This window comes from Polaromonas sp. YR568, assembly GCF_943369675.1.
Lineage (GTDB): Bacteria > Pseudomonadota > Gammaproteobacteria > Burkholderiales > Burkholderiaceae_C > Polaromonas.
Genome location: NZ_CALROB020000007.1, coordinates 60,304 through 84,328 on the forward strand (window position 1 = coordinate 60,304; position 24,025 = coordinate 84,328).

Annotated in this window: 15 protein-coding genes; 7 read left to right on the forward strand and 8 right to left on the reverse strand. The window is 64.9% G+C overall.

The features are described 5' to 3' along the window. Positions 1–22: 22 nt before the first annotated feature. Both ACLV8F_RS05170 and ACLV8F_RS05175 read left to right on the forward strand, forming a co-directional pair. Entirely contained in the window at positions 23–616 is a 594-nt protein-coding gene (locus tag ACLV8F_RS05170) for a response regulator (RefSeq protein ID WP_411883177.1), read from the forward strand. After that, complete coding sequence (locus tag ACLV8F_RS05175) at positions 613–2,391, forward strand: hybrid sensor histidine kinase/response regulator (protein ID WP_411883178.1); 1,779 nt, start codon at positions 613–615, stop codon at positions 2,389–2,391. The genes ACLV8F_RS05170 and ACLV8F_RS05175 overlap by 4 nt, the downstream gene beginning before the upstream one ends. A gap of 230 nt (positions 2,392–2,621) precedes the next feature. Here the strand turns inward: ACLV8F_RS05175 and ACLV8F_RS05180 are convergent, their stop codons facing one another. The 4 genes from ACLV8F_RS05180 to ACLV8F_RS05195 form a co-directional block, all read right to left on the reverse strand. Further along, complete coding sequence (locus ACLV8F_RS05180; RefSeq protein WP_411883179.1) at positions 2,622–9,893, reverse strand: YDG domain-containing protein; 7,272 nt, start codon at positions 9,891–9,893, stop codon at positions 2,622–2,624. Positions 9,894–10,176: 283 nt separating this feature from the next. After that, the gene (locus ACLV8F_RS05185; protein ID WP_411883180.1) at positions 10,177–10,857 is read right to left on the reverse strand and encodes a response regulator; all 681 of its coding nucleotides are present in this window, start codon (positions 10,855–10,857) and stop codon (positions 10,177–10,179) included. Continuing rightward, the gene (locus ACLV8F_RS05190) at positions 10,854–13,061 is read right to left on the reverse strand and encodes a CHASE domain-containing protein (protein WP_411883181.1); all 2,208 of its coding nucleotides are present in this window, start codon (positions 13,059–13,061) and stop codon (positions 10,854–10,856) included. The genes ACLV8F_RS05185 and ACLV8F_RS05190 overlap by 4 nt, the downstream gene beginning before the upstream one ends. A gap of 8 nt (positions 13,062–13,069) precedes the next feature. Beyond that, positions 13,070–14,347: an ABC transporter substrate-binding protein gene (locus ACLV8F_RS05195; RefSeq protein ID WP_411883182.1), complete on the reverse strand. Its 1,278-nt coding sequence runs from the start codon at positions 14,345–14,347 to the stop codon at positions 13,070–13,072. 270 nt (positions 14,348–14,617) lie between these two features. Between ACLV8F_RS05195 and ACLV8F_RS05200 the strand changes: the two genes are divergently transcribed. The 5 genes from ACLV8F_RS05200 (at position 14,618) to ACLV8F_RS05220 (ending at position 20,518) form a co-directional block, all read left to right on the forward strand. Further along, on the forward strand, positions 14,618–16,549 hold the full coding sequence (locus ACLV8F_RS05200) for an ATP-binding protein (RefSeq protein ID WP_411883183.1): 1,932 nt from the start codon (positions 14,618–14,620) through the stop codon (positions 16,547–16,549). 185 nt (positions 16,550–16,734) lie between these two features. Continuing rightward, positions 16,735–17,436, forward strand: coding sequence for a response regulator (locus tag ACLV8F_RS05205; protein ID WP_411883184.1), 702 nt, complete (start codon positions 16,735–16,737; stop codon positions 17,434–17,436). Positions 17,437–17,449: 13 nt separating this feature from the next. After that, positions 17,450–19,330 carry an ATP-binding protein gene (locus ACLV8F_RS05210; RefSeq protein WP_411883185.1) on the forward strand — a complete coding sequence of 627 codons (1,881 nt, stop codon included), beginning with the start codon at positions 17,450–17,452 and terminating at the stop codon, positions 19,328–19,330. 106 nt (positions 19,331–19,436) lie between these two features. Then, positions 19,437–19,952, forward strand: coding sequence for a hypothetical protein (locus ACLV8F_RS05215; RefSeq protein ID WP_411883186.1), 516 nt, complete (start codon positions 19,437–19,439; stop codon positions 19,950–19,952). Between the two features lie 74 nt (positions 19,953–20,026). Continuing rightward, the gene (locus ACLV8F_RS05220; protein WP_411883187.1) at positions 20,027–20,518 is read left to right on the forward strand and encodes a hypothetical protein; all 492 of its coding nucleotides are present in this window, start codon (positions 20,027–20,029) and stop codon (positions 20,516–20,518) included. Between the two features lie 227 nt (positions 20,519–20,745). Here the strand turns inward: ACLV8F_RS05220 and ACLV8F_RS05225 are convergent, their stop codons facing one another. The 4 genes from ACLV8F_RS05225 to ACLV8F_RS05240 all read right to left on the reverse strand — a co-directional run bounded on the left by ACLV8F_RS05225 (position 20,746) and on the right by ACLV8F_RS05240 (position 24,018). Further along, positions 20,746–21,621, reverse strand: coding sequence for a transporter (locus tag ACLV8F_RS05225; RefSeq protein ID WP_411883188.1), 876 nt, complete (start codon positions 21,619–21,621; stop codon positions 20,746–20,748). Positions 21,622–21,862: 241 nt separating this feature from the next. Continuing rightward, the gene (locus tag ACLV8F_RS05230) at positions 21,863–23,317 is read right to left on the reverse strand and encodes a cobyric acid synthase (protein WP_411883189.1); all 1,455 of its coding nucleotides are present in this window, start codon (positions 23,315–23,317) and stop codon (positions 21,863–21,865) included. Positions 23,318–23,323: 6 nt separating this feature from the next. Further along, positions 23,324–23,584 carry a toxin-antitoxin system HicB family antitoxin gene (locus tag ACLV8F_RS05235; protein WP_411883190.1) on the reverse strand — a complete coding sequence of 87 codons (261 nt, stop codon included), beginning with the start codon at positions 23,582–23,584 and terminating at the stop codon, positions 23,324–23,326. A gap of 2 nt (positions 23,585–23,586) precedes the next feature. Next, positions 23,587–24,018, reverse strand: coding sequence for a putative toxin-antitoxin system toxin component, PIN family (locus ACLV8F_RS05240; RefSeq protein WP_411883191.1), 432 nt, complete (start codon positions 24,016–24,018; stop codon positions 23,587–23,589). Positions 24,019–24,025 lie beyond the last annotated feature (7 nt).

The following is a 24,025-nucleotide window of genomic DNA, read 5'->3' on the forward strand; positions in this document are numbered from 1 at the left end:
GGAAGCGGTGGTCTAATTCCCCATGGCTGAACTGCGCATACTGCTGATTGACGACCATGCCCTCTTCCAGTCGGGCATGCGCCTGGTGCTTGAAGCCGGCTTGCCGGGCGTCAAGGTCACCAAAGCGGATGGGATTGAGCAAGTCATGGCGCAGAGCGGGGAAGCACCCTCGCTGGTGCTGCTGGATATCCAGTTGCAGGGCATGGGCGGCATGGACGGGCTTGTGCTGCTGAAGCAACGCTGGCCGGACGTGCCGGTGATCATGCTGTCATCCGCCGCGGACGATGAAACCGTCAGCCTTGCAATGTCAAAAGGCGCCTCGGGGTTTTTCTCCAAGTCGGGCACTGCCGAAAAAATCATTGCGCTGATTCATGACGCGCTGGGCATACACACCCCGCAAGCCGCACCGGAGCCGCCCAAACCGCGCCTGACCCCGCGCCAGTTCGAGGTGCTGATGCTGGTCAACGAAGGCCTGTCGAACAAGGCGATCGCGCGCCGCCTGGAGCTGTCGGAGTTCACCGTGCGCGGCCACGTGCAGGCGGTGCTGGTCCTGTTGAACGCTTCAAGCCGCTCGCAGGCCATCTTTGCCGCGCGCGGCGCCGGGCTGCTGGCTTGAGCAAGCCGGGCATCCTGCGGCTGGCGGAAGACCGCATCCTGGTGGAGCAGGTGCGCCTGCTGTGCCAGCACGTGGCCAGGTCCATCATCCCCACGTTTGTTCTGGTGGGCATGATCTTCTGGGTGATTTCGGATGCGGGCGACCCCGAAGGAACCTGGGTCATAGGCGCATGGTGCGTGCTGACCGCCATGACAAAGCTGGGTACCTGGCTGCATGCGCGCTGGCAACTGGCGCGCGGCATCGATACCGCAAACGCCAGGCGCCTGGTTTACGTGCTGATGGCCGTCAACGCCTGCAACGGCTTTGTCTGGGGTTTGCTGTTGTGGGCATCACTGGACAGCAGCACCATGGTCGGCAGCATCTTCATCCTGGCCTTGTTTGCCGGCGTCGCCGCGCAAGGCATGTCGCTGCTGTCGCCCGTTGTCCCGGTGTTTATGGTCTTTGTGCTGTTCCAGTTGGTGACAGGGGCCACCAAAATGCTGCTGCTGGGGGGAGAGGACTACACGGCCGTGGGTCTGGCGGGGGGTTTGTACGTCGTCATCATGGTGGGGCAGGCCGTGAACAATTCCCGCACGGCGCGCGAATCGATTGAACTGCGCTTTGAGAACCTGAGCCTGCTGGAAAAGCTGCGCCAGGAAACACAGCTTGCGGAAACCGCCCGGCGCGACGCTGAACTGGCCAATATGGCCAAGTCAAAATTTCTCGCCGCAGCCAGCCACGATTTGCGCCAGCCGATTCACGCGCAAGGCCTGTTCCTTGAAGTGCTCAGCCACACCGGCCTGACACCGCATCAAGGCGAGGTGCTGGCCAGCGCGCGCTCGGCCTGCCTGGCGTCGGGCGAGATGCTCAATACGCTGCTGGATTTTTCGCGGGTGGATGCCGGGGTGGCCAAGCCCTTTGTGCGGCCCTTCCTGCTGCAGCCGCTGCTGCACAAGATCGAGAACGACCTCGCGCCGCTGGCCGACGCCAAGGGCATCGTGTACCGCTCGCGCGAATGCGCCATCGCCGTCAACTCGGACGCGACCATGGTGGAAATGATCTTGCGCAACCTCGTGTCCAACGCCATCCGCTATACCGGCAAGGGCGGCGTGCTGGTGGGCTTCCGCCGGCGCGAGGGGCGCACGGTAATGGAAGTCTGGGACACCGGCATTGGCATAGCGCCTGAAAACCAGCAGGAAATCTTTCGCGAGTTCCACCAGCTCGGCAACCCGGAGCGCGACCGGCGCAAGGGCCTCGGCCTGGGCCTGGCCATCGCCGACGGACTGGCCAGGGCCCTGGGCCACAAACTCTCGGTGGCATCCAGGCCCGGGCAAGGCACCGTCTTCAGGCTGGAACTCCCGCTGTGGATAGGCGCCGTCGCCGCCACCGACCATGCCGTCTCGCACCCGCCCCGCGCCACCCGCCTGCCGGGCCTGCAGGTGCTGGTGATTGATGACGACGAGGCTGTGCTCTCGGGCATGGCGCAACTGCTGCGCAGCTGGGGGTGCGCGGTCGCGGCGGCCGGCTCCATCAGCGAGGCGCTGGAACTTGCCAAAGTGCAGGCGCCGGATCTCATCGTCAGCGACTACCGCTTGCGCGGCAACCAGACCGGCGCCGAAGCCATCGCCGCCCTGCGCTCACTGCTGGGCAAGGACGTGCCGGCCCTGATGATCACCGGCGACACCGCACCCGACCGCCTGCGCGAAGCCCTGGCCAGCGACGTGCCCCTGCTGCACAAGCCGGTGGTGCCCGAACAGCTGTTCCGGTCGATGTCGGACGCCATCAACGCTGCGTGACTTATAGGCCCCCACGCTTTTCACGTCGTGTAATGCGCTGCCCCCCGGGGGGGCCGCCCGCCTGCGGTCTGGCAAAGCCAGTCCCGCGGCTCATGCTTGCTTAAGCGTTCAGGGCGTAACCAGCGGGGTTTTCACCAGTGGGTGCCGAGGAACCGGCTTTGCCGGGCCTCAGGCGCCGCCCCCTTGAGGGGGGAACAGGCTACACGCAGTGAGCCTGGACGGGGGTGGGCCTATTCTTCGCCGGTATTGCCTGCCTCAGCCGCGGCAGCCGATAGCGCGCCGGCCATGGCATCAGCGCTGCCGCCGAACCCGCCACCACCACCGCCAGATGACGACCCGCCCAAACCAGCCACCGCCTGCATCGCACCGTCATAAGCGCCAACAAGCGCCGTGCCGCCCAGCGAGGCCGAGCTGGCATTCAGCGCCGCGATGCTCAGCGCGCCGCTGTTGAAGCCCAGGGTGTAGTTGCCCGAAATTGAGCGGAGCCCACCCGGCGTGATCACATAGCGACCTGCGGCAATGGCGCCCTGCGACGAACCGCCGTACGCCAGCGCGCCGCCGATGTCGGATTGCGAATCACCCGCTACAAAGCCGTTGTAGCTCACGCCCGCACCGCCGCTGTAGGCCACGCCGTCGTAGTTCTTGGCGTCGTCGGCCGCCGTCACCGTCAGCACCTTGGGTGTGATGCTGGCGGTGGTCGTGGCAGTGGTATTCAGCAGGTTGTAGTTGCCGGCGTCAACGCCGTTCACAGCGATACCGGTGGCGCTGACGGCCTTGTTCAGGCCGGCGTTCTGGTCGGCAAAGTTGACGCTGCCTGTAAAGCTGAGCGCATCGCCGGCATAACCGCCGCTGTAGGCCACCGTGGCGGTGGTCGTGCCGTCATAGACCTTGCTAATGCCGCTGGCCGTCACTGTGAGGCTAGCCTGGCTGATGCTGGCGGTGGTGATGGCCTGGTCGGTGATCGCGTAGTTGCCGGCATCAGCGCCGCCGTAGCTGCTGCTCAGGTTTACCGTCTTGCCTGTGCCCACGTTCTTGTTGTCGAACAAACCCGTCGCCGCAACGTTCACCACATCGCCCATGAACAGGCCGTTGTAGCTGGCGCCTGTCGTATCGACCGTGGCTGCATCGGTAGCGTTGTAGGTCCTGTCACCGGCGGTGATGCCGCCGATGCTCAGGCTGGCCTGGCTGATGCTGGCGGTAGTGGTGACCTGGTCGGTGATCGTGTAGTTGCCGGCATCAGCGCCGCTGTAGCTGCTGCTCAGGTTTACCGTCTTGCCTGTGCCCACATTCTTGTTGTCGAACAAACCGGTTGCGGCAACGTTCACCACATCGCCCATGAACAGGCCGTTGTAGCTGGCGCCTGTCGTATCGACCGTGGCTGCATCGGTAGCGTTGTAGGTCCTGTCACCGGCGGTGATGCCGCCGATGCTCAGGCTGGCCTGGCTAATGCTGGCGGTAGTGGTGACCTGGTCGGTGATCGCGTAGTTGCCGGCATCAGCGCCGCTGTAGCTGCTGCTCAGGTTTACCGTCTTGCCTGTGCCCACATTCTTGTTGACGAACAAACCGGTTGCGGCAAGGTTCACCACATCGCCTGTGAACAGGCCGTTGTAGCTGGCGCCTGTCGTATCGACCGTGGCTACATCGGTGGCGTTGTAGGTCCTGTCGCTGGCGGTGATGCCGCTGATGGTCAAAGTCGCCTGATTGATTGTGCTGGTCGTATTGTCGATATAGCTGACGTTGTAGTTATTCCCGCCGTTGTTGTCATTGACCGTGACCCCACCGGTGTGGACCATCTTGTTACCCGCACCGGCGTTTTTATCAGCGAACGCGAACGTGCCGCCACTCATGGTGTCGCTGCCTTGCAATGTGGTGCCGGCGGTCACAATGGCGGTGCCGTTAGCCGACATGCCGCTGTCGTAGATCTTGGTGACGTCCATCGTGGTCAGAGACAGGTCGGCCTTGTCAATCGTCAACATACCGCCAATGATGTCCACGCCCTGCTGGCCGGAGAAGTAACCCGTCGCATGTGTACCTGCATTGCGCCCACTGGCGTGGCTGCCGCCCAATACGCGCACGTCGTTGGTCGTCGCGCCCTGTTGCGCGGTGCCGTTGTAGGTGACCGTGGTGTCAGCCAGCGTCAAGCCGGCCATGAAGCTGCGCAGCAGCGGGCCGGTGTTGCCCTCGTAGATGCGCCAGGCCGTGCCGTCACCGCCCACGTTGCTGGCGTTCCAGCCTGCGGTCGTGTAGGTAGCCGCGCTGGTGAATTCGGCACTGCTCAGGCCGCGCGACAGGCCGTCCACCGTGCCGCTATTGGTACCGAAGCCAGACGTTGTGTCCTGCCAGAAAGAGGCAGTGACCGTGCCACCGACGTTGACCCCCACCAGCCCTCCCACATCAGCGTTGCCTGCGGCCGTGCCTGTGGCGTAGCTGTTGCTGATGCTGCCGTTGTTGTAGCCTGCCAGGCCGCCCACCTTAAAATGGCCGTTGACGCTGCCACTTGCGTAGCTGTTGCTGATGCTGCCTGCGGCGTAACCTACCAAACCGCCGGTGATGTTGATTCCCCAGACAAAGCCTGAAACGGAACTGTTGCTGATGCTGCCTTCGGAGTAACCCACCAAACCGCCAACGTTTGAAGAGCCGACGACCACGGCGTTGGCCATCCCCACATTCAGGATCGAGCCGCCAGCGTCAAGTTTGCCAAACAGACCCACAAGGTCTTCACCAGAGCGGACGATCTGCAGGTTGTTGATGGTTTTGTTGTTGCCGTCGAAGGTGCCGCTGTAGCCGGTGGTGTTGTCGCCAATCGGCTTGAAGCCGCCGTTCCATTCCATCGTACTTGCTGCCGCGATGTTGTTGGCCAGGGTGTAGTTTTTGTCCAGCATGCCCGCCGAGCCCGCGCCCTGCAGGCCGTAGACGTCAGCGAGCTGGTAAGCGTTTCCGGGCGTCCCATCACCACCCAACGCCCTGACAAAGGTGCCGCCGCTGATGCCAAAGTCAAGCGCTGCAAATGCCGCCGGCGCGGGGCCGACCTGGCTCCACGTGCCACCTGCCATGTTGAACACATCGACATTCACGGCGCCCGCATTGATGGCTGTGCCGCTGCTGATTTGCAACGTGCCGCTTCTGATGTGCAACATGCCGCTGCTGGCATCAATGGCTCTGCCGTTCAGGTCGAGGTTGTTGGCAGCTGCCAGCGCCAGCGTCCCGCTGCTGTAGCTGATGTCGTTGTCGAGCCGCACATCGCCTGCAGCGCTGCCCGGTGTGGCGATGGTGCGGGTGGCGGTGAGGTCATACCCCTGCTGGTGCGAGTAGTGGCCGCTGGCTGACGAGGTGGCGGTGTAGCCGTCTGCCGTACCCGTGTTGCGCAGGGTCAGCGTGTCTGCTGGCGCTGCCGTGCCTAACAGTTTGTTCATGTCTGCACCGGCCGTGCTGTAGCTGCCGATGGCGCTCATGGGCGTGCCGCCTCCGTCGTAATCGGGCGTCAGGTTGTAGGCGGTTAAAAAGCCGCGCAGCAGCGGGCCGGTGTTGCCTTCATAAATGCGCCAGACGTTGCCGCTGCCACCCGTGGCGGCCATGCTCCAGCCGCTGAAGGTGCTGGCCTGCTTCATTTCTGCCGTGGTTTTGCCTGTGCCGCCTGCGGACGTTGCCTGTCCAGAGGTGTCGGTGTCCCAGAAACTGCTATTGACAGAACCCAGTCCGGGAAGGTTGTGACCGATCAACCCCCCGATGAAACCGCCGGTACCGCTGACTGAACCGTTTGAGTAACTGCTGCTAACAAAACCGAAGTACCCTAAAGAGCCCACCAAGCCACCAACAGCACCGGAGCTATTGCTGCCAGTAACGGCGCCAGTGGCATAGCTGTCATAGATAGCCCCGCCGCTGTTACCGACCAGGCCGCCGACCCCGGAGTCACCTGACACATTAGCCGCAGAGTAGCTGCCTACGATAGTGCCGACGTCAGTGGTGTCACCCACCAGGCCCCCTACAGACATGCCGCCTGATACTGTGCCAGTCGAATAGCTGTCAGATATCGCCCCTTCGTTGTAACCCGCCAGGCCGCCCACAATGTAGTCGCCAATGACGCTGACATTGGTCAACCCCACTTTTTTGACCGTGCCGCCATAGCCAATATGGCCAAACAGACCTGTGGCTTCTTCCGCAGGGCGGTTGATGGTCAGATTACTGATGGTTTTGTTCTCGCCGTCGAAGGTGCCGGTAAATTGGGTGGTGTTGTCACCAATCGGCGTGAGGCCCGCACCGCCATTCCATGCCGCAGTGCCCGACGCGTCAATGTCGTTGGCCAGTTTGTAGTGTTTGTTCAGCATGCCCGTCGAACCCGCGCCCTGCAGGCCGTACACGTCTGTGAGCTGGTAGGCTGAACCTGCGCTCAAGCCATCACCACCCAGCGCCCTGATAAACGTACCGCCGTCCACGCGGAAATCGGTGGCACTGAACGTGGGCAGTGTGCTGCCCACCTGGCTGAAGGTTCCCGCCAGTTGCCTGTACATCGCCACATTGATGTTCGCTGGCGCAGTGATCGCACCACCCGTGGCTTCCACCGTAAGGCTGCTGGTGCTGGTGATGTCGTTGTTGATGGCAATGCCGCCTGTGCCGCTTTTCAGAGTCACCGGTGCGGTAAAGCTGGAAGGGCCGGCCACCGTCAGGGATGCGGTGCTGGTGCCGGTGCCGAAGGTGATGCCGCTGTGCCCGGCAGTCACGCTGCTCAAGGTACGAGCGCTGATTTGAAAGCTGTCGCCCTGGGTGTCGGATGCCGAATTCGTCTGCACGGTCATGGCAATGTCGGGCCGTGCGGTTTCAAAAGTGATGTGGCCTGTGGTGGTGATGGGCACGACGCTCGTGTCGATCGTCAGGTCGGGGCTGGCGCTGGCCACAATGGTGATGTCTCCCGCATATCCTGGCCCGCCAATGATGGCGCTGGTACCGCCGGCGTAAAAGTTGGCAATACCCGCGGGGCGGGCACTACCGGTGACGCTGGTCTGTGTGGCGTCGCCAGTGATCCTGATGGCGCCCGTGCCGCTGTTGCTGATGGTGAAGGCAGGCAGCTTGGCGCCAACGCTGGCCGCATCCGTACCACTGCTGGTTCCCGACACTGAAATGTTTCCACCTGATGACATGATCGTTGCATAGATGCCATCAATACCAGCGCCGCCTCCCGCGCCCGTACCGCCCACGCCCACCACCTGCACATTGCCGGCGCCATAGCTGCCCACCCTGGAGGAATGCGAAAGCCATAGACCAATGCTGCTGCCAGCCCCCGCACCTGCCGTGCCGTAGACACTCACGTCACCGCCCCCTGAAGTGACTTGAACCTGGCCGCCAATGTAAGTGCCGTAGTTTGCAGCCGAGTGAGTCCACGCGACATTGGTACCCGCCAAATGCACATTACCTGTGCCTGTTGAGGTCACACTGCCTGCATCCAAATGCAGCGCAGCGCTGTTGCCACTATATGAACCGCTTTGCCCTGTGAGGGTGATGTTGCCGTTAGCCGTCTGTATAAGCGGAGCGCTGGAATAGGTGTTGGCCATGACAATGCCGCTGCCCGAGGCTGCGTCGCTACCGGTGATGCTGATACTGCCCGCGTTGCCTGCCGTCACCCTGGCGCTGTCGATGTACACACCACTCCTGCCATCCAAACCCGAACCGGTGATGTTGATGTTGCCGCCCGTGGTGGAAATCGCGGTACCTGCCGATTGAAGATACACCCCGTCGCCGCGGTTGTTGTCCAACCGGCCGGATCCTGTCAGGGTCACGTCGCCTGTGGTGCTGCTGATGGTCGCGCCATTCGTCAAACGAATACCAACAGTCTGGCCGCTGCCGCGCAGGCTGATGTCGCCTGCGCCTGAACTCAAGCTGGCGCCGTCCAGGGTAATTCCGTCGGCATAGGTGGTGGTAAAGCCGGTCAATGGGTCCGCACCGCCGCCAAAGACGATATCCCCACCGTTGGTGGTGATGGATGAGCCTGTGGCCATGGCGATACCAGCCTGACTGCCTGTGCGCATGCTGTTGAACACCACAGCGAGTGAGCCCGCGCCCGTCGCGGCGATCGCCTTGTTGCTGGCCACCGCCACGTTGCGCCCCGCCAGGGCCGTCAGGCCAGCGGTGCCGCTGCCGGCATAGGTGATGCTGGCGTTGAAGTTGACGTCGCGGTGTGCGGTGAGCGTCAGCGTGCTTGGGTTGGCTGACCAGCTCACGTCGCTGTTGACATGGATGTCGCCAGCGCCTGCGGTGGTGGCCGACGTCGCGATACTGACATTGCCTGCGTCAAGCGCTGTGGACAGGGTGTCTGCGCCCATGCCAGAGGTGGTTTGCGCGGCGCTGCCCGCTGCAATGGTGAAGTCCACCGGGTCAATCAGCCAGGTGCCGCTCTGGCCGCTGGCTGCCTTGGTCGTGACGCGTGTACCCGCTGCCACATTGACGTTTGCGGCACTGGTCTCAATGAAACCGCCGTTGCCGCCACCGGGGGCCGAAGCATCGAGCGTGCCGCCCACGTTCACCGTGCCGGCTGCCATATCTCCCATCAACATGATGCGGCCCGCCTTGTTCTGCAATGTCCTGGCTTCGATGACGCCCGTGTTGTTGACGGTGGCGGTCGTCAGGCTGTCCATGGCCTTGGCTGACAGGAGGACTTGCCCACCGTCGGCTTTGATGAGTTGCTTGTTCTCGGCCAGTGCGTTGATGGCGCCCTGGTCGATGCTGTAGCCCAGCAGGCTGCCGTTGTCCAGGTTCAGCGTGACCTTGTTGCCGGCTGCGAGAAGCGCCGTGCCCAGGCTGGCGGTCATCACGCCCTCATTGCGCACCTCAGGCGCCAGCAGGGCCAGGTAACCGCCGGGCGCCGCGTTCAGCGTGCCCTGGTTGACCACCGAACCACCCGAGCCCGTGAATTTGTAGTTGCCGGCTTCGAAGTCGGCATTGCTCAGGCTGAGCGTCGAAGCCACCAGGCCGCCTACGTTGACTTGCGAACCGGCGCCGAACAGCACACCGTTCGGGTTCAGGATAAACACCTGGCCGTTGGCCGTGAGGCTGCCCAGCAGCTCGCTTGGGCTGGCGCCGGTGATGCGGTTCAGCGCAATGGCCTGGGCATTCGGCTGGTTGAAGACGAGCGCCTCGTTGGCACGCGTAGACAGGCTGGTCCAGTCAATCGCCGCGCGCTGGGTGCTCTGGTTGATGGTGGTGGTGTTGCCCACGGTGGCCACGCTGGCAGCGCCCGCGGACACGCTGGCGTTGGCGGCATCGGCCGCATGGGCGTGATGCACACCCACTGCCAGCATCAGCACCGCGGCCCGGCAGGCGGCGTTGAGCGTGAAGCCTCCGCTATCGCCGCCCTCGCCTTCCCCCGCATGCGCGGAGGCAAACAACACACTGCTGCGCGCCGAGCCTCCCTTGCTTTGCCCCTTGGCGTTTTCCGCGACAGCAACCCACAGGCTGAGCGCGGCATTCCAGACAAGGCGGTAAATGCGGTTCATGCTGGCGTGGCTTTTCATGGGGAAGGCTTTCGGGAGGGAAATGGACGGAAAAGGATTCGCGGGAGAAAAAGGCGCAAGGCCACAGGGGACAAACCGGACCGATGGTAAAAATTCCGCGCACGCCTGTCTGTCCCGATTTCTGGGGACGCGGCAATGGCGGGAGGGTTCACTGGCATGCGAACGATTCTGTTCAGCGAACCCCTGTGCGGCAATACTGCCAATGCAGTAGTGCGGGGTGCAAAACCGGCCGGCCGTGTCCCCAGTTTTGGGGACGTGGCTTCTGTCAGGAAATCACCGCCGCTCAGGACGGGGTGTAGTAGCCGCGTTGCACGGCGTAAGCGGTGATCTCGGCCGCATTGCGCAGCGAGAATTTTTCCATCAGGTTTTGCCGGTGGGTGCGCACGGTGAGCACGCTGATGGCCAGCAGTTCGGCGATCTCGCGGTTGCTCAGGCCGCGGGCCACCAGCGACATGATTTCGCGTTCGCGCGGGGTGGCGACGAGCGTGTCGCCCGAGTAGTCCACGCGCTGTGTGCGCGGCAGGAAGGCGGCGGCGATGTTGCGGCTGACGTACTGGCGCCCGGCCAGCACGGCATGCACGGCCTGCAGCAGCTCGGCGCTGTCCTCGCTCTTGTGGATATAGCCGTCGGCGCCCGCGGCCAGCGCTTGCCGCACGGAATGCGCCTGCAGGTCGCCGGTGAGCACCAGCACCTTGATGGCGTCACCGAACCCGGCCTTGAGCACCGTGGCGATGTCCACGCCGTGCAGGCCGGGCAAGCCCAGGTCCAGCAGCAAAAGATGCGGGCTGAAACGGCGCACCAGCGCCTCCACCGCGGCGCCGTCGCCGGTTTCCGCGACGACTTCAAAGCCGGGCTGGGTCGACAGCAGCATCTTCAGGCCGTCGCGCATCAGCGCGTGGTCTTCGGCCAGGACGATGCGGGTGGTGGCGCCCGTGATGGCGGTGGATTCGATGGGGATGTTCATTGGATGCTTTTCAACAGCTCGGCCAGCACGCGCGGCTCAACCGGCTTGTAGACCAGGCGCAGGCCGTGGCGGGCGGCTTCGGTAACCGGTTCGGCCGAGGTGTCGCCGGTGACGATGACGGCGGACACCTGGTAGCCCAGGTGGCGCTCCACCGCTTCGACGGCGTGTATGCCGGTGACGCCGCCGCCCAGCCGGTAGTCGGTCAGCACCAGCGCCAGGCCCTCGGCCTGCGCGGCGGCGGCCACGGCCTCCGGCAGCGAAGCGGCGACTGTCACCGGATAGCCCCAGGCCTCCAGCAGGCGCTGCATGGAGTCACGTACCTCCGGGTCGTCGTCGATCACCAGCACGCCGCCCCTGTTGAAACGGCCCCGGGCTGGCGCCGCGCTTTCCTGCGCGGGTGCGGGCGCCGAAGCCCGCGGCAGCGTGACGGTAAAGACCGAGCCCTTGCCCGGCGTGGAGCCCACGCGTATGCGCCCGCCCAGCAACTGCACCGAGCGCGAGACGATGGCCAACCCCAGGCCCAAGCCGTGTTCGCGGTCGCGCTCGACATTGGGCACCTGGTAGAACTCGCCGAAGATGCGGGCGCGCTCTCCGTCGGCAATGCCGATGCCGGTGTCGTAGACCTGGAACGCCAGCGTGTTGCCGCGCGGCCGGCAGGCGACCAGGATGCGGCCCGAATCGGTGTAGCGCAAGGCGTTGGCCGCGAGGTTGGACAGCACACGCGCCAGCACCAGCGGGTCGGTGTCCACCCACAGGCCGTGCGGCGCCGCCACCTTGAAGCCCAGGCCCTTGGCTTCGGCCGGCCCGGCGAAGGCATTGTTCAGCTCGGCCAGCAGCGTGGCGACTTCCACCGGCTGCCGCGCGACCGAGACGGTGCCGCTGTCCAGCCGCGACAAATCAAACAGGCCGTTGAGCAGCCGGCCCAGCCCGTTGAGCGCCAGCTGCAGGCGCTGCGCGATGTGGCCCACTTCGGCGCCGCGTATCTGTTCGCGCCCGGCCATGGCCTGCAGCGTGGCGACAAAGAGGCTGAGCGCCTGGATGGGCTGGCGCAAGTCGTGGCTGGCGACCGCCAGGAACTGCGACTTGGCGTGGCTGGCGGCTTCGGCATGTTCCTTGGCGCTGCGCAGGTGTTCGGCGGCGCTGAGCGCGCGCATGCGCCGGCGCAGCAACAGCCAGGTCAGCAGCGCCGCCATCACGCTGGCCGCCGCGCCCAGGCGGGCCACGAGCTGCAGCTTGCTGATGGCGATGGCGGTGGTGAAGTTGGGCAGCGAGCGCGCCGTCAGCGTCCAGCCGTAGCCCCCCACTTCCACCTGCTGCGTCGCGTAAAACAGCTTGACGGCGGACTCGCCGCCCACGCGGTCGCTGTAGGTGTCGATGAGCTGGTCGTCGCCCTGCCCCGCGCCGTCGTACACGTCCACCGTGATGTTGGCGCGCTCGCCGAGGATGTTGTCCATCAGGCCGTCCATGCTGAAGGCGGCGTAGATCCAGCCGGCGATGTTGGCGCGGCGTTCTTCCTGCGTGGCCTGCGGCTTGCCGTTTTTGTAGACCGGCAGGTACATGCGGTAGCCGGCCTGGACCTGGGCAGCGTCTTCCTCGGGCAGCTTGACCTTGTTGGAAATCGCGATGCCGCCGCTGTCGCGCGCGGCCTCCATCGCGGGGCGGCGCGAGGGCTCTGAAAAATAGTCCGTGCCCAGCGTGCTCAGGAAGGTGGAGCCGGTGGGCTCGAAGTACAGCGCCGAGGTGCTGGCGCCGCTCTCGCCGGGCGGCTGCACCGTGTAGGCCGGAAAACCCTGGCTGCGCACCGCTGCGATGTGGCGCTCGCGCTCATTGGGCAGCACGATGAGCGCAAAACCCATGCCCTGCAGGCCGGGGTGGTTCTGGATGCGCAGGTTGGACACGAAGGACTGGAAGTCGCCGCGCTGCACTTTGTCCGACGTGGAAAACAGGCCGTGCGTGGCGCGCAGCGCTTGCTCATAGGCCAGCATGCGCTCGCGGAACAGGCTGGTGGTCTCGCGCACGCGGGCGTCGAATTCGCCCTGCAGCACCCCTTCGATCTCCTGGCGCTCGCGCTCCCAGAAATACCAGGCCGCGGCCAGCGCCAGGCCCAGCACCACGCAGGGCAGGAGGTAGCTGAAAAAGCGCAGGCGCCTGAGGGCGTAAGGGCGGGCGTTCGCGGCGGCGGGCGAAGAAGGAAGCGTGTTCACCGTACGCCTCAACGCTGGTAAGGCAGCAGGATGCGCTCGGCCTCGGCCTGCGCGTCCTTCAGGGCCTGCAGAGGTGTCTTGGCGCCGGTGAGCGCCGCCGCCAGGCCGGCGTTGAGCGCGCGCGTCACGCGCTGGTTCTCGTGCGTGGAGAGTTCGGCCACGGCCTGCGGCAGCTGGTCGCGCGCGACGGCGGCCTGCGGAAACTCCGCCACATACTTCTTCATCGCGTCGCTGTCCCAGGCGGCCGGGCTGACGGCGATGTAGCCGGAGTCTATGCCCCAGCGCGCGGTGCGCTCGGGCGCGACCATCCACTGGATAAAACGGAAGGCGGCTTTCTGCTGCGCCGGTGTGGTCTTGCGGAAGACATAAAAATTGCCGCCGCCGGTGGGTGAGCCGCGTTGCTTGTTGCCCGGCAGCACGCCCACGCCGAAATCAAAACCGGCCCTGGCCTTGAGGTTGCCCAGGTTGCCGCTGGTGGTCCAGATCATCGCGGCCTTGCCGCTGAGGAAATCATTCGGCGTGCTGCCCCACTCGACGATGCCGGGCGGGTGCACCTGCAGCTCGCGCGACAGCGTCACCCAGTACTGCAGGGCCTCGACCACGGCGGGCTTGTCAAAAAAAGTCTTGGTGCCGGCCGTGTTCATCAGTTCCGCGCCGTTGCCGGTGGCCAGGCCCTGGAACAGCCAGTAAGGAAAGCCGGACGAAGGAATCTGCACGCCCCACTGCGTGGTGTTGCCGGCCGCGTCGCGCCGGGTCAGCTTGCGCGCGTAGTCGGCCATCTCGGCCCAGTTGGCGGGCGGGCGTTCCGGGTCCAGGCCGGCCTGGCGGAAGAGTTCCTTGTTCCAGTACAGCAGGATGGTGGAGCGCTGGAAGGGAATACCCCAGGTCTGGCCGGCGGCGCGGCTGTTGGTCATCAGCGCCGGGTAAAAGCCGCGCAGCCAGGCGACGTCGGCGGCATTGGCGACCAGGTCGTCGAAGGGCACGATGGCGTTGGCGTCTATCAGCGTGTACATGTCGACGGCGAACAGCACGGCCGTGTCGGGCGGCGTGCCGCTTTTGTGCGCCGTCAATGCCTTGACGATGGAATCCTTGTAGGTGCCGGTGTAGATGGGCTTGACGCGGACGTCGGGGTTGTCTTTTTCAAAATCGGCGGCCAGGGCCGAAATGCTTTTGGCGACGGGGCCGCCCACCGCGATGGGGAAATAGAAGGAGATTTCGGTCGGTTCCTGGCCATGGCTGGCGCCGGCAACAGCCAGGGCCGCCGCCAGCAACGCGGCTTTCAACATGTTCGGCATAGCGCTTCCCGGCCCTCTTTCTTGTTATCGCCTCCCACAGGCGTTCCGGCATCTGCGATCCCCCGCTGTCGTCATGCAGCGCGCACTGCCGGTAGATGGCATGGTAAGTCGCGGCGGCACGCCTGTCTGTCACCACTTTTAGCGACAAGCCGGCTGCCCCGCCGCCCGCAAAATGAGGGGCGCGCAGGCCCGCCCGGGCCGTGCCATTCGCCATTCTTTTTGTAGCCGCCTGCGCTTGCCGGCACAAGGCTGGAGACCGATTTGCCCCTTATCCGATGGCGAAGCTGCTGTGCAGCGCTGCTGCTGGCTGCGCTGCCGATACTGGCATGCGCGCAGCCGGCGCATGCCGGCCAGGCTTTGCACCTCACCGCCGCGGAACTCTTCGCGGTGGACGGCCATGGCTTTTCACCGCCCCCTTATCAGTTGAATGCCGATGCCCTGCCCGGCCCCTGGACGCCGGTGGCGCTGCCGCATGCCCTGGCGCCCCAACTCGTGCCTTCCAGCGGCGACGCCCTGGGCCCGCAAACTGTGGTGACCTGGTACCGCGTGCAACTGCCGGCGCTCGCGCCTTCGCGCGAGCCGCGCTACCTCTATGTGCCGCGCTGGAAGACCGACGGGCAGATCGCGGTCTACGGCGACGGGCGGCTGCTTTACCAGTCGCATGCCAATCGATTGTGGAACGGCTCCAACCACCCGCTGTGGATCGCGCTGGATGAAACCGCCGGCGCGGCGCCGCCGCACACGCTGGTGCTGCGCATAGAGCGCCTGCGCGCCACCGGCGGCGCGGTGTCCAGCCTGTGGCTGGGCGACGAGGCGGCCATAGGCTGGCGCTACCGCGTGCGCGACGCGCTGCAGATACAGCTGCCGCTGATGACCAGCGCGGCCTTCCTGGCGGTGGGCATGTTCGCGCTGGCCGTGTGGTTGCGCCAGGGCCGGGGCTCCCCGGGCGATTCGCTGTACCTGCTGTTCTTCAGCATCTCGGTGTTCTCCTGGCTCCGCAGCCTGCACTACTACGCGGGCCAGCACCGGCTGCCGGTTTCCGACGAGTGGTTTGGCTGGCTGACGGTGAATTCGCTGTTCTGGCTGGTCGCCGGCGCCCACTTCTTCCTGGTGCGCCTGCACCGCAGGCGGCAGCCCTGGCTGGACCGCGGCGTGCTGGGCCTGAGCCTGGCGGTCGGCGCCTTCACGCTGCCGCTGTTCGCGAACACCTGGCCCGGCGCCACCGTGCTGGCGCCGCTGGTCTATCTTTTCCTGCTGGCCGTGGGCACGGCCGCTTTCGGCTTCGGCCTGCGCAACGCCTGGCGCGCGCGGTCGCGCGACGGCCTGCTGCTGGCCGGCTGGAGCCTGCTGGGCATGGCGGCGGGGGTGTACGACTGGCTGCTGCAGAACAACCACGTCAGCGTGGAAGGCAGCTTCCTGGGCGCTTATGCGGGTGTGGGCGCCTTCTTCATCTTCATGGCCATCATGTTCCGCCGCTACACGCGCGCGATTGAAGAGGTGCGCAGCGTCAACGCCGGGCTGGAAGGCCGGCTGCAGGCGCGCGAGGCTGAACTGGTGCAAAGCCATGCGCGCCTGCGCGAGGTCGAACAGCGCCAGCTGCTGAGCCAGGAGCGCCAGCGCCTGATGCAGGACATGCACGACGGCCTGGGCTCCTCGCTGGTCAGCGCGCTGCGCGTGGTGGAGGACGGGCGGCTGCAGGAGCTGCAGGTGGCCGAGGTGCTCAAGGGCTGCATCGACGACCTCAAGCTGGCCATCGATTCGATGGAACCGGTGGAGGCCGACCTGCTGCTGTTGCTGGCCACGCTGCGTTTTCGCCTGGGCAGCCGGCTGGAGAGCACCGGCATCATCCTGCGCTGGGAGATCAGCGACGTGCCGGCGCTGGACTGGCTGGACCCGCGCAACGCGCTGCACATCCTGCGCATCCTGCAGGAGGCTTTCGCCAACATCCTCAAACACGCGCAGGCCAGCGAAATCCGCGTGACCACCGGTGCGGACGAAGGCTGGGTCAGCGTCGGCATCGCCGACAACGGCAAAGGCTTCGCGGTGGCGCCCGCGCTGCAAAACGGCGGCAAGGGCCTGTCCAACCAGCAGCGCCGCGCCCAGGCCATAGGCGGCGAGGTGCGCTGGGACTCGTCAGCCGCCGGCACGCGGCTGACCTTGCGCCTGCCGCTGCAGCGGCCCGCGGCGGCTTGAACGCGTCGAAACCGGGGACCTGCCCCTGGAGAAGGCCACCGCCTTCTCGCCCCGTGTCCCCAGATATGGGGACACGGCCGGCCCGCCCCTTGACGCACAATGGCGTATTCCCCGGCGCCCCTCCCCATCCCGTGCGCGGGATGCCCCCCTGCATGCACAGCGCATGCGCCAACGCAGGAACCGACATGCAGTCCAGTCCAACCCCGTCCCTGATCCACGTGGCGCTTGTGGAGGACGACGTTCACTTCCAGAACGCCATCGTGACCGCCATCTCCGCCTCGCCCGACATCCGCCTGATGAGCCTGGCCAGCACGCGCGCGCAAGGCCTGCAGTCGCTGGAAAAGGCGCCGGCCGACGTGCTGCTGGTCGACCTGGGCCTGCCCGACGGTTCGGGCATCGACGTGATACGCGCGGCGCACACGCTGTGGCCGACCTGCGCGGTGATGGTGTGCACGGCCTTCGGCGACGAGGCGCACGTGCTGCAGTCCATCGAGGCCGGCGCCTCGGGCTATTTGCTCAAGGACAGCGAACCCGAGAACATGCTGCACGAGATCCGCAGCCTGCACGGCGGCGGCAGCCCCATCAGCCCGCTGATCGCGCGGCAGATCCTGATGCGGTTTCGCGCCGCGCCTTCCCCGGCGCCGGCCGCTGTGCCCGCCGCGGCGCCCGCGCAGCCCGGCGGCGAACAGGCCATGCTGTCCAGCCGCGAAAAAGAAGTGCTGGAGCTGATCACCAAAGGTTTTACCGCCGACGAAATCGCCCGGCTGATGCAGGTCTCGCAGCACACGGTGCAAACCTATGTGCGGCGCATTTACAGCAAGCTCAATGTGAACTCCCGGGCTGAAGCGATTTATGAAGCCCGGCACCAGGGCATCCTGGCGTCCTGAGATGCGCAAGGCCGTGTCACGCTGGCTGTGGCTGTGCGCCTGGCTGCTGGCCTGCGGCCCCGCCGCCTGGGCCGCGGGCGCCGTCGTGCACTACACCGGCGCCGAGATGCTGCGCGAGGAAGGCGCCGCGTTCAAGCCGCTGGCCGCCGTGGTCGACGATACCGCCCTGCGCGGAGGCTGGACACCCGTCACCTTGCCGCGGGTCATTGAACCGCCGGTGGCGACCGTCGCCGGCAAGCGAACCGTCGTCACCACCTGGCTGCGCATACGGCTCGATGAATTGCAGGGCACCAAGGGCCCGACCCATTTCTACCTGCTGCGCTGGCTGGCGGCCGGGCAGATCGCCGTCTACGCGGACGGGCAACTGCGCTACCGCTCCACCGGCAGCCCGGTGTGGAATTTGTTCAACCACCCCGCGCTGCTGCTACCGCTGAACCTCAGCGCCGACGGCCCGCCGCCGCGCACCCTGCTGATACGCCTGGACAGCCTGCCCTCACCCGAGGCCGCGATCTCGTCCTTCTACGCCGGCGATTCCGACAGCCTGGTCGAGATGGCCGCCAAACGCGACTGGCTGGCCTACCAGCTGCCCTTTATGTGCAGCGCGGCCTTCCTCGCGGTGGGTCTTTTTTCGCTGGCCGTGTGGGTGGTGCGCCGCCACCCCGCCAACCTCTACCTGTTCGCCATCGCGGTGCTCAGCGCCACGCGCCGCTGGCATTTCCAGCTGGGTCCCGAAAAACTCATCGTCAGCGACGCCTGGTTCATCTGGCTCACCCTCAACGCCCTGATGTGGCAGTCGCTGGCGACGCATTTTTTCATGCAGTTGCTGCACGGCCGGGCCATGCCCCGCCTCAGCCGCGTGATGCTGGGGACGGGCGCGCTCTTTTCCATCGTCACGCTGCCCTTTGCCGCCGTCGTCCCCAGCCTGCTGGCGCTGCGGCCCTATGCCCACCTGTTGCTGATAGCCATGGGCACGGTGGTACTGGTGCTGGGGCTGTGGCATTCATGGCGCAGCCGCTCGCTGGACGCGAAGATGCTGTCGACCGCCTTTTTACTCAACTACGTGTTCGGCGTCTACGACTGGGCGAGGCTCAAGTACGTGCTGGACCTTGAAAGTTACTACCTCACGCCCTATGCCGCCATGGTGCTGTTCGCGGTGTTTGTCGTGATCATGTTCCGGCAATACGTCGGCGCCCTGGCCGGCGTCGAGCGGCTCAACAGCGGGCTGGAAGCCAGCCTGAAGAACCGCGACACCGAACTGGCCGCGAGCTACCAGCGGCTGCGCGAAATCGAGCAGCGCGAAACCCTGAGCCAGGAACGCCAGCGCCTCACGCAAGACATGCACGACGGCCTGGGCTCCTCGCTGGTGACCGCCCTGCGCGTGGTCGAAGGCGGCAAGCTCAGCGAGGCCGACGTCGCCGAAGTCCTCAAAGGCTGCATCGACGACCTCAAGCTGACCATCGATTCGCTGGAGCCGGTGGAGGCCGATTTGCTGCTGCTGCTCGCCACCCTCCGCTTTCGCCTGGGCCCGCGCCTGGCCGGTGCGGGCATATCGCTGCGCTGGGAGATTTCCGACGTGCCGCCGCTGGACTGGCTGGACCCGCGCAACGCGCTGCACATCCTGCGCATCCTGCAGGAGGCCTTCACCAACACCCTCAAGCACACCCGCGCCACGCAGATCCGCGTGATGACAGGCGCCGAAGACGGCTACGTCAGCGTGGTCATCGCCGACAACGGCGGCGGCTTTGACGTCGACCAGGCCATGGCCAAAGGCGGCAAGGGCCTGGCCAACCAGCAGCGCCGCGCCCAGGCTATTGGCGCGGAGATCTTGCTGCACGCTTCCGATGCCGGTACGACGCTGACGCTGAAGTTGCCGGAGAAGCGGCCGCAGGCTTGAGCGGGATAGCCTCGCCTACGGAGATCATCCAATGAGAGCACCCCATTTCGCGCCGGCCCCGGCTTTACGCCGTCGCCAGGTCCCCCTGCAATGCACAGCAGCGCTGTTGGCCACCGTTTTTTGGACAAGCGTTGCCTGCGCAGCGGCGGAGGGCGGAAGCACCGCCGCACCGGTTGAATCGAAACAATCAATCGCTGCGCAACGGCTTTTCAAGGCCATTCAAGGGGCGGACTGGAATCGCGCGGAGCAGGGAGGCCTTCGCAAGCTGATTGAAGGCGATGTTCGTAACTCGGGCCTGGAATTTACACAATTTGAATCGGGGAATCCGATTCCCGCCGATCCCGGCGTCAGGCTTGTTGCGACGTTAAAGACGTGCATACGCCTCGATGTATGGGCCGGCACTTTGGGAAATCCGGACAGCGTGACCGTTCTGCTGACTCACGCGTTAGAGACGGTAACGGACAAAGAGCGGATTCAGGCATTCGTTACGGGCGCTGAAAGAAGATTCGGCCCTGTCGTAGCCGCTACGTATCCCATTCCAGGCCAGAGCAACTACGCGTTGACAATGCACGGCACCAATGAGTGCTTTGATTCGATCCGCATCTCAAAACAAACTTCCTGATCAGCCGGAAAAAATGACGGTGCCTGATTTGACTCAACTGGAGGCCGCTGCACGAGCCGCTTCATAATGAACTCATGAAGCCTTTACAAAGCCATCGCCATTTCAGGATCGACCATCCACCCCTGCGCATGCCGGCCTGCCTGTTGGTGGCCGCACTGCTCTGCGGCGCTGCAACGGCGCAACCGGCCAAGCCCGCAGCACCCAAATCTCCCGCAACAGCCACGCCCCACCCCCTCATCGGCACCTGGAGCTGGACCCTGCCCGGTAAACAATGCAGCGAAACCTGGCGATACCGCGCCGACGGCAGGCGGCTGGGCACCAGCGGTGAAGAAGTGACCCAGGGCGATTACCAGGTGCCGGCCCAGCCCACCAGTGCAGGCTTTTATGCGTTGACCGAAACCGTGACCAACAGCAACGGCAAGCGCGACTGCTCGGGCGACCTGCATGCGGACGGCGATGAAAGCGTGCTGCGTTTTATCCAGTTCAGCCCCAAGCGCGACCAGTTCATCGTCTGCAAGACGGCTTCGCTGGAGGCCTGCTTCGGGCCCTTGAAGCGGGTGGAATAAACGGCGGGACCTCTCTGATTCTCACGACCGTTCGCCCTGAGATACAAACACATCAACAAGACGGGTACATACGCCCCGTTTTCAATCTGCGTAAATCTGCGTCATCTGTGGATGATTTTTTTATCCGCAGATGACGCAGATTTCCGCAGATAAAGACAATCCTGATACAGACACTTCACGGCAAGACGCGCAACAACCTGGCGCTTTGATGGGAAGTAGAAACGGAATTAAAACCCCCAGTTGACGCTTGCCACCAGGTCGCGGGTTGTCTTCATTTCATAGTTGAGGGATGTGTCGCGCGAATAGCGGAAGTTGAGCTTCACGCCGGGCGACAGCAAGGTCGACACACCGAGAAAGACGCGCCGGTTTCTGGGCTCGTTGCCCTGGCGCCTGCCGGCAATGGTTTGCTCGCCGCCGGTGTTGAACTGGTAGCCGACCTGGGTTTCCCACCCCGGCGTGAACTTCCAGCGCAGGTAGGTGGTGAGCGCCGGCGCCGGGGCCTGCGTCATGCGGTAGCCCACATAATTTCCGTTGCTTCCGTAAAAGGTCACTTCCGGAATCAGCTCGGCCGCAACCGTGGGCGACAGGTAGCGGACCCAGGCCAGTTGCAGGTTTGCCTTCCAGCGCCTGTCACCGGCATTCATCGACTGGCTGTGGTCGTAATGGCCGGTGGGCGTCAGCAAGGTGCCGGACACGGCCAGCCACTGGCCGGTCTCCCTGTCATTGACGGGCCACACGGTGTAGCCGATGCGCACGTCACCGGCACCGCTCATTTCATTGCCGAAGCCGGCGGGCAGCACGCCCTCCGTCCGGTGCGCCCGCAGGTAGGGCAGGTGCAGCGACCAGCTTGAGGTCATGTCGAACAACCGCCCATACACACTGAAGGCCGCCACGACGGCCTGGCCTTCCACCTTCGCGCCGCCTATGCGGGTGCCGTTGACGTAATAGCCCTCGAGCGAGCGCTGGTAGTAATAGAGGCTGGCGACACGGGTGCCCGGCGACGCGGCCTCAAAACTTCCGGGGAAGACCTCGCTCGCGGCTTGCGCTGCGGCCGGCAGGCACAGCGCGGCGGCGGCCCAGGCGAGTGTCCAGCTAGCGGCCATCCCTTGTTTCGGCCTCTGCAGGCGACGGGATGGGCGATTCACACAGGGCTGGGCGTTCATGGGTGTCCTTGATGCGGAGGCGGCGTGACGCCACACAGCCGGCGCCGGGTCATCAAGACCCCGACTGCCAAGCGCATCGGTCATCCAAACAAAATGCTTCTGATTGTTACGGATTGTCCGTACAAATAACAACTTTTTTATGGCATTTGCGCAGCATGTGGGCCCCACGCCACCAAAGTGCCTAGCGTGGCCCTATGAGCGACTGCAGAACGCCGGGCGAAAAATGCTCGCCAATGTAGTCGGCCAGCCCGTCAAACACCGAATCCAGGGTGGGCGCGGCGGCGCCGAACAGGGCCTTGAGCACGCGCGGGTCTTCAAACATGCCGTGCAGGTACAGGCCCAGCACATTGCCCGCGTGGTTCTGCCAGGCCAGGCCTTCGGGCATGACGGCATGAACCAGGTCGCCGGCGGCGGCCATGGCCGAATGCGGGGCCGTCTGCCCGTGGTGGATCTCGTAGCCCTGCACCTCGACGCCCGACATCGCGGCCCACAGGCCGCGCAACGGCGTGAACGCGGCCTGCCGGTGCCGCACGGTCTTGGCTTCGTCGAACACGGTGACCACCGGCAACAGGCCCAGGCCGGGCGCGTTGCCGTCGATGCCGTGCGGGTCTATCAGCGCCTCGCCCAGCATCTGCAGGCCGCCGCAAATACCCAGCACCGCGCCGCCCCGGCCCGCATGCGCGGCGATGGCCTGGTCCAGCCCCTGCTTGCGCAGCCAGGCCAGGTCGCCGCTGGTATGTTTGGAGCCGGGCAGGATGACCCAGTCCGCGCCCATCAACTCCGCCGGGCTGCGCACCCATTTGAGGCGCACGCCGGGCACATTCTTGAGCGGCTGGAATTCGTCGAGGTTGCTGATGCGCGGGTAGGCGATAACGGCAACCGTGGTGCTGACCGCGCCGGAGGCCACGCTGTGGTCGTCAAACACGCCGTCTTCCTCGGGCAGGCCGTGCTGCCACCACATGGGCAGCGTGGCCACCGTGGGGATGCCGGTCATGTCCTGCAGCATTTGCGGGCCGGGCGCCAGCAGTTTGGCATCGCCGCGGAATTTGTTGAGCACAAACCCTTTGATGAGTTGCCGCTCGGCTTCGTCGAGCATGGCCCAGGTGCCGTAGAGATGCGCGAAGGCGCCGCCGCGGTCGATGTCGGTCACCAGCAGGCAGGCCGCATTGGCGTGCTGGGCGGCGCGCATGTTGACGATGTCGCTGGCCTTGAGGTTGATCTCGGCCGGCGAACCCGCGCCTTCCATCACCACCACGTCGTTCTCCGCGATCAGTTCATCAAGCGCCCGCGACACCACAGGCCAGACCGAGGCGCTGCGGCCGCGCCATTCCATGCGCGAGAGTTCGGCGTTCACCTGCCCCATCAGCACGACCTGGCTTTGGGTGTCTTTTTCGGGCTTGAGCAGCAGCGGGTTCATGCGCACGTCGGGCACGGCTCCCGCTGCCAGGGCCTGGAAGTATTGGGCGCTGCCGATTTCGCCTTCAGAAACGACCCGGGCGTTGTTGCTCATGTTCTGCGCTTTAAACGGCGCGACTTTGAGGCCTTGCCGCGCGTAGTAGCGGCACAGCGCGGTCGTCAACCAGCTTTTGCCGGCGCCGCTGGTGGTGCCGAGCACCATGACGCAATGAGCGGTCATGCCGGCTTATTTGCCGCGTTTTTTGCTTGCCGGAAGTTCGTCACCCGCCAGGGGTGGCGCGTCCGGCACCAGCTTCAGGAACTTCTCAAAGTCTTCACGCTTGCCCAAAGCGGCTTCCTGGCGCAGGTAGTCCAGAGTTTGAAACGAAGCCATTTTTTCAGCGGCTGCGCTGGCAATAAATTGGTTCACAGAAATACCGTCTTTCCGGGCCAGAAGCTTGATGCTCTCGTGGACCGAGTTGGGCAATCGAATGGTGAGTGCGGTCATGATCACTTCTCCTTCAAAATCTGTAAAAACTCGCCCGGCGTGACAGCTTTGACGCCCAGCTCTTCGGTGCGGCGAAAGTCCTTGATGTTGTGCGTGACGATGTAAGTGCAACCGGCCGCCACGGCACATTCCAGCAGCATGTCGTCGTCCGGGTCGCGTAAGAACGGTCTCCACAAAAAATGGATGTCCTGCAGATGGGCCAAGCCGGCGAGGTACCTGACGAAACCGAGCGCCATGCTGGCATCAGCCCCCGGCGGCAAATGCTCAGGCCGGCTCAAAACTGCCTGCCATTCGGTGTACACCGCTACCGACAGGCAAATCTGAAAGTGCGGGTGCGGCAACGACGAGAGCAACGCAAAGCTGGCGCCTTGGCGCGAGCGGGCTGCCGCCACCAACACACAAGTATCAAAAACAACTTTAATGGTTACACCCATATAACCA

Excerpts from the sequence above, each read along its gene's own strand:
- ACLV8F_RS05170 (WP_411883177.1), top strand. The coding sequence starts at position 23 with ATGGCTGAACTGCGCATACTGCTGATTGACGACCATGCCCTCTTCCAG.
- ACLV8F_RS05180 (WP_411883179.1), bottom strand. The coding sequence starts at position 9,893 with ATGAAAAGCCACGCCAGCATGAACCGCATTTACCGCCTTGTCTGGAAT.
- ACLV8F_RS05185 (WP_411883180.1), bottom strand. The coding sequence starts at position 10,857 with ATGAACATCCCCATCGAATCCACCGCCATCACGGGCGCCACCACCCGC.
- ACLV8F_RS05195 (WP_411883182.1), bottom strand. The coding sequence starts at position 14,347 with ATGTTGAAAGCCGCGTTGCTGGCGGCGGCCCTGGCTGTTGCCGGCGCC.
- ACLV8F_RS05205 (WP_411883184.1), top strand. The coding sequence starts at position 16,735 with ATGCAGTCCAGTCCAACCCCGTCCCTGATCCACGTGGCGCTTGTGGAG.
- ACLV8F_RS05220 (WP_411883187.1), top strand. The coding sequence starts at position 20,027 with ATGAAGCCTTTACAAAGCCATCGCCATTTCAGGATCGACCATCCACCC.
- ACLV8F_RS05225 (WP_411883188.1), bottom strand. The coding sequence starts at position 21,621 with ATGGCCGCTAGCTGGACACTCGCCTGGGCCGCCGCCGCGCTGTGCCTG.
- ACLV8F_RS05230 (WP_411883189.1), bottom strand. The coding sequence starts at position 23,317 with ATGACCGCTCATTGCGTCATGGTGCTCGGCACCACCAGCGGCGCCGGC.
- ACLV8F_RS05235 (WP_411883190.1), bottom strand. The coding sequence starts at position 23,584 with ATGACCGCACTCACCATTCGATTGCCCAACTCGGTCCACGAGAGCATC.
- ACLV8F_RS05240 (WP_411883191.1), bottom strand. The coding sequence starts at position 24,018 with ATGGGTGTAACCATTAAAGTTGTTTTTGATACTTGTGTGTTGGTGGCG.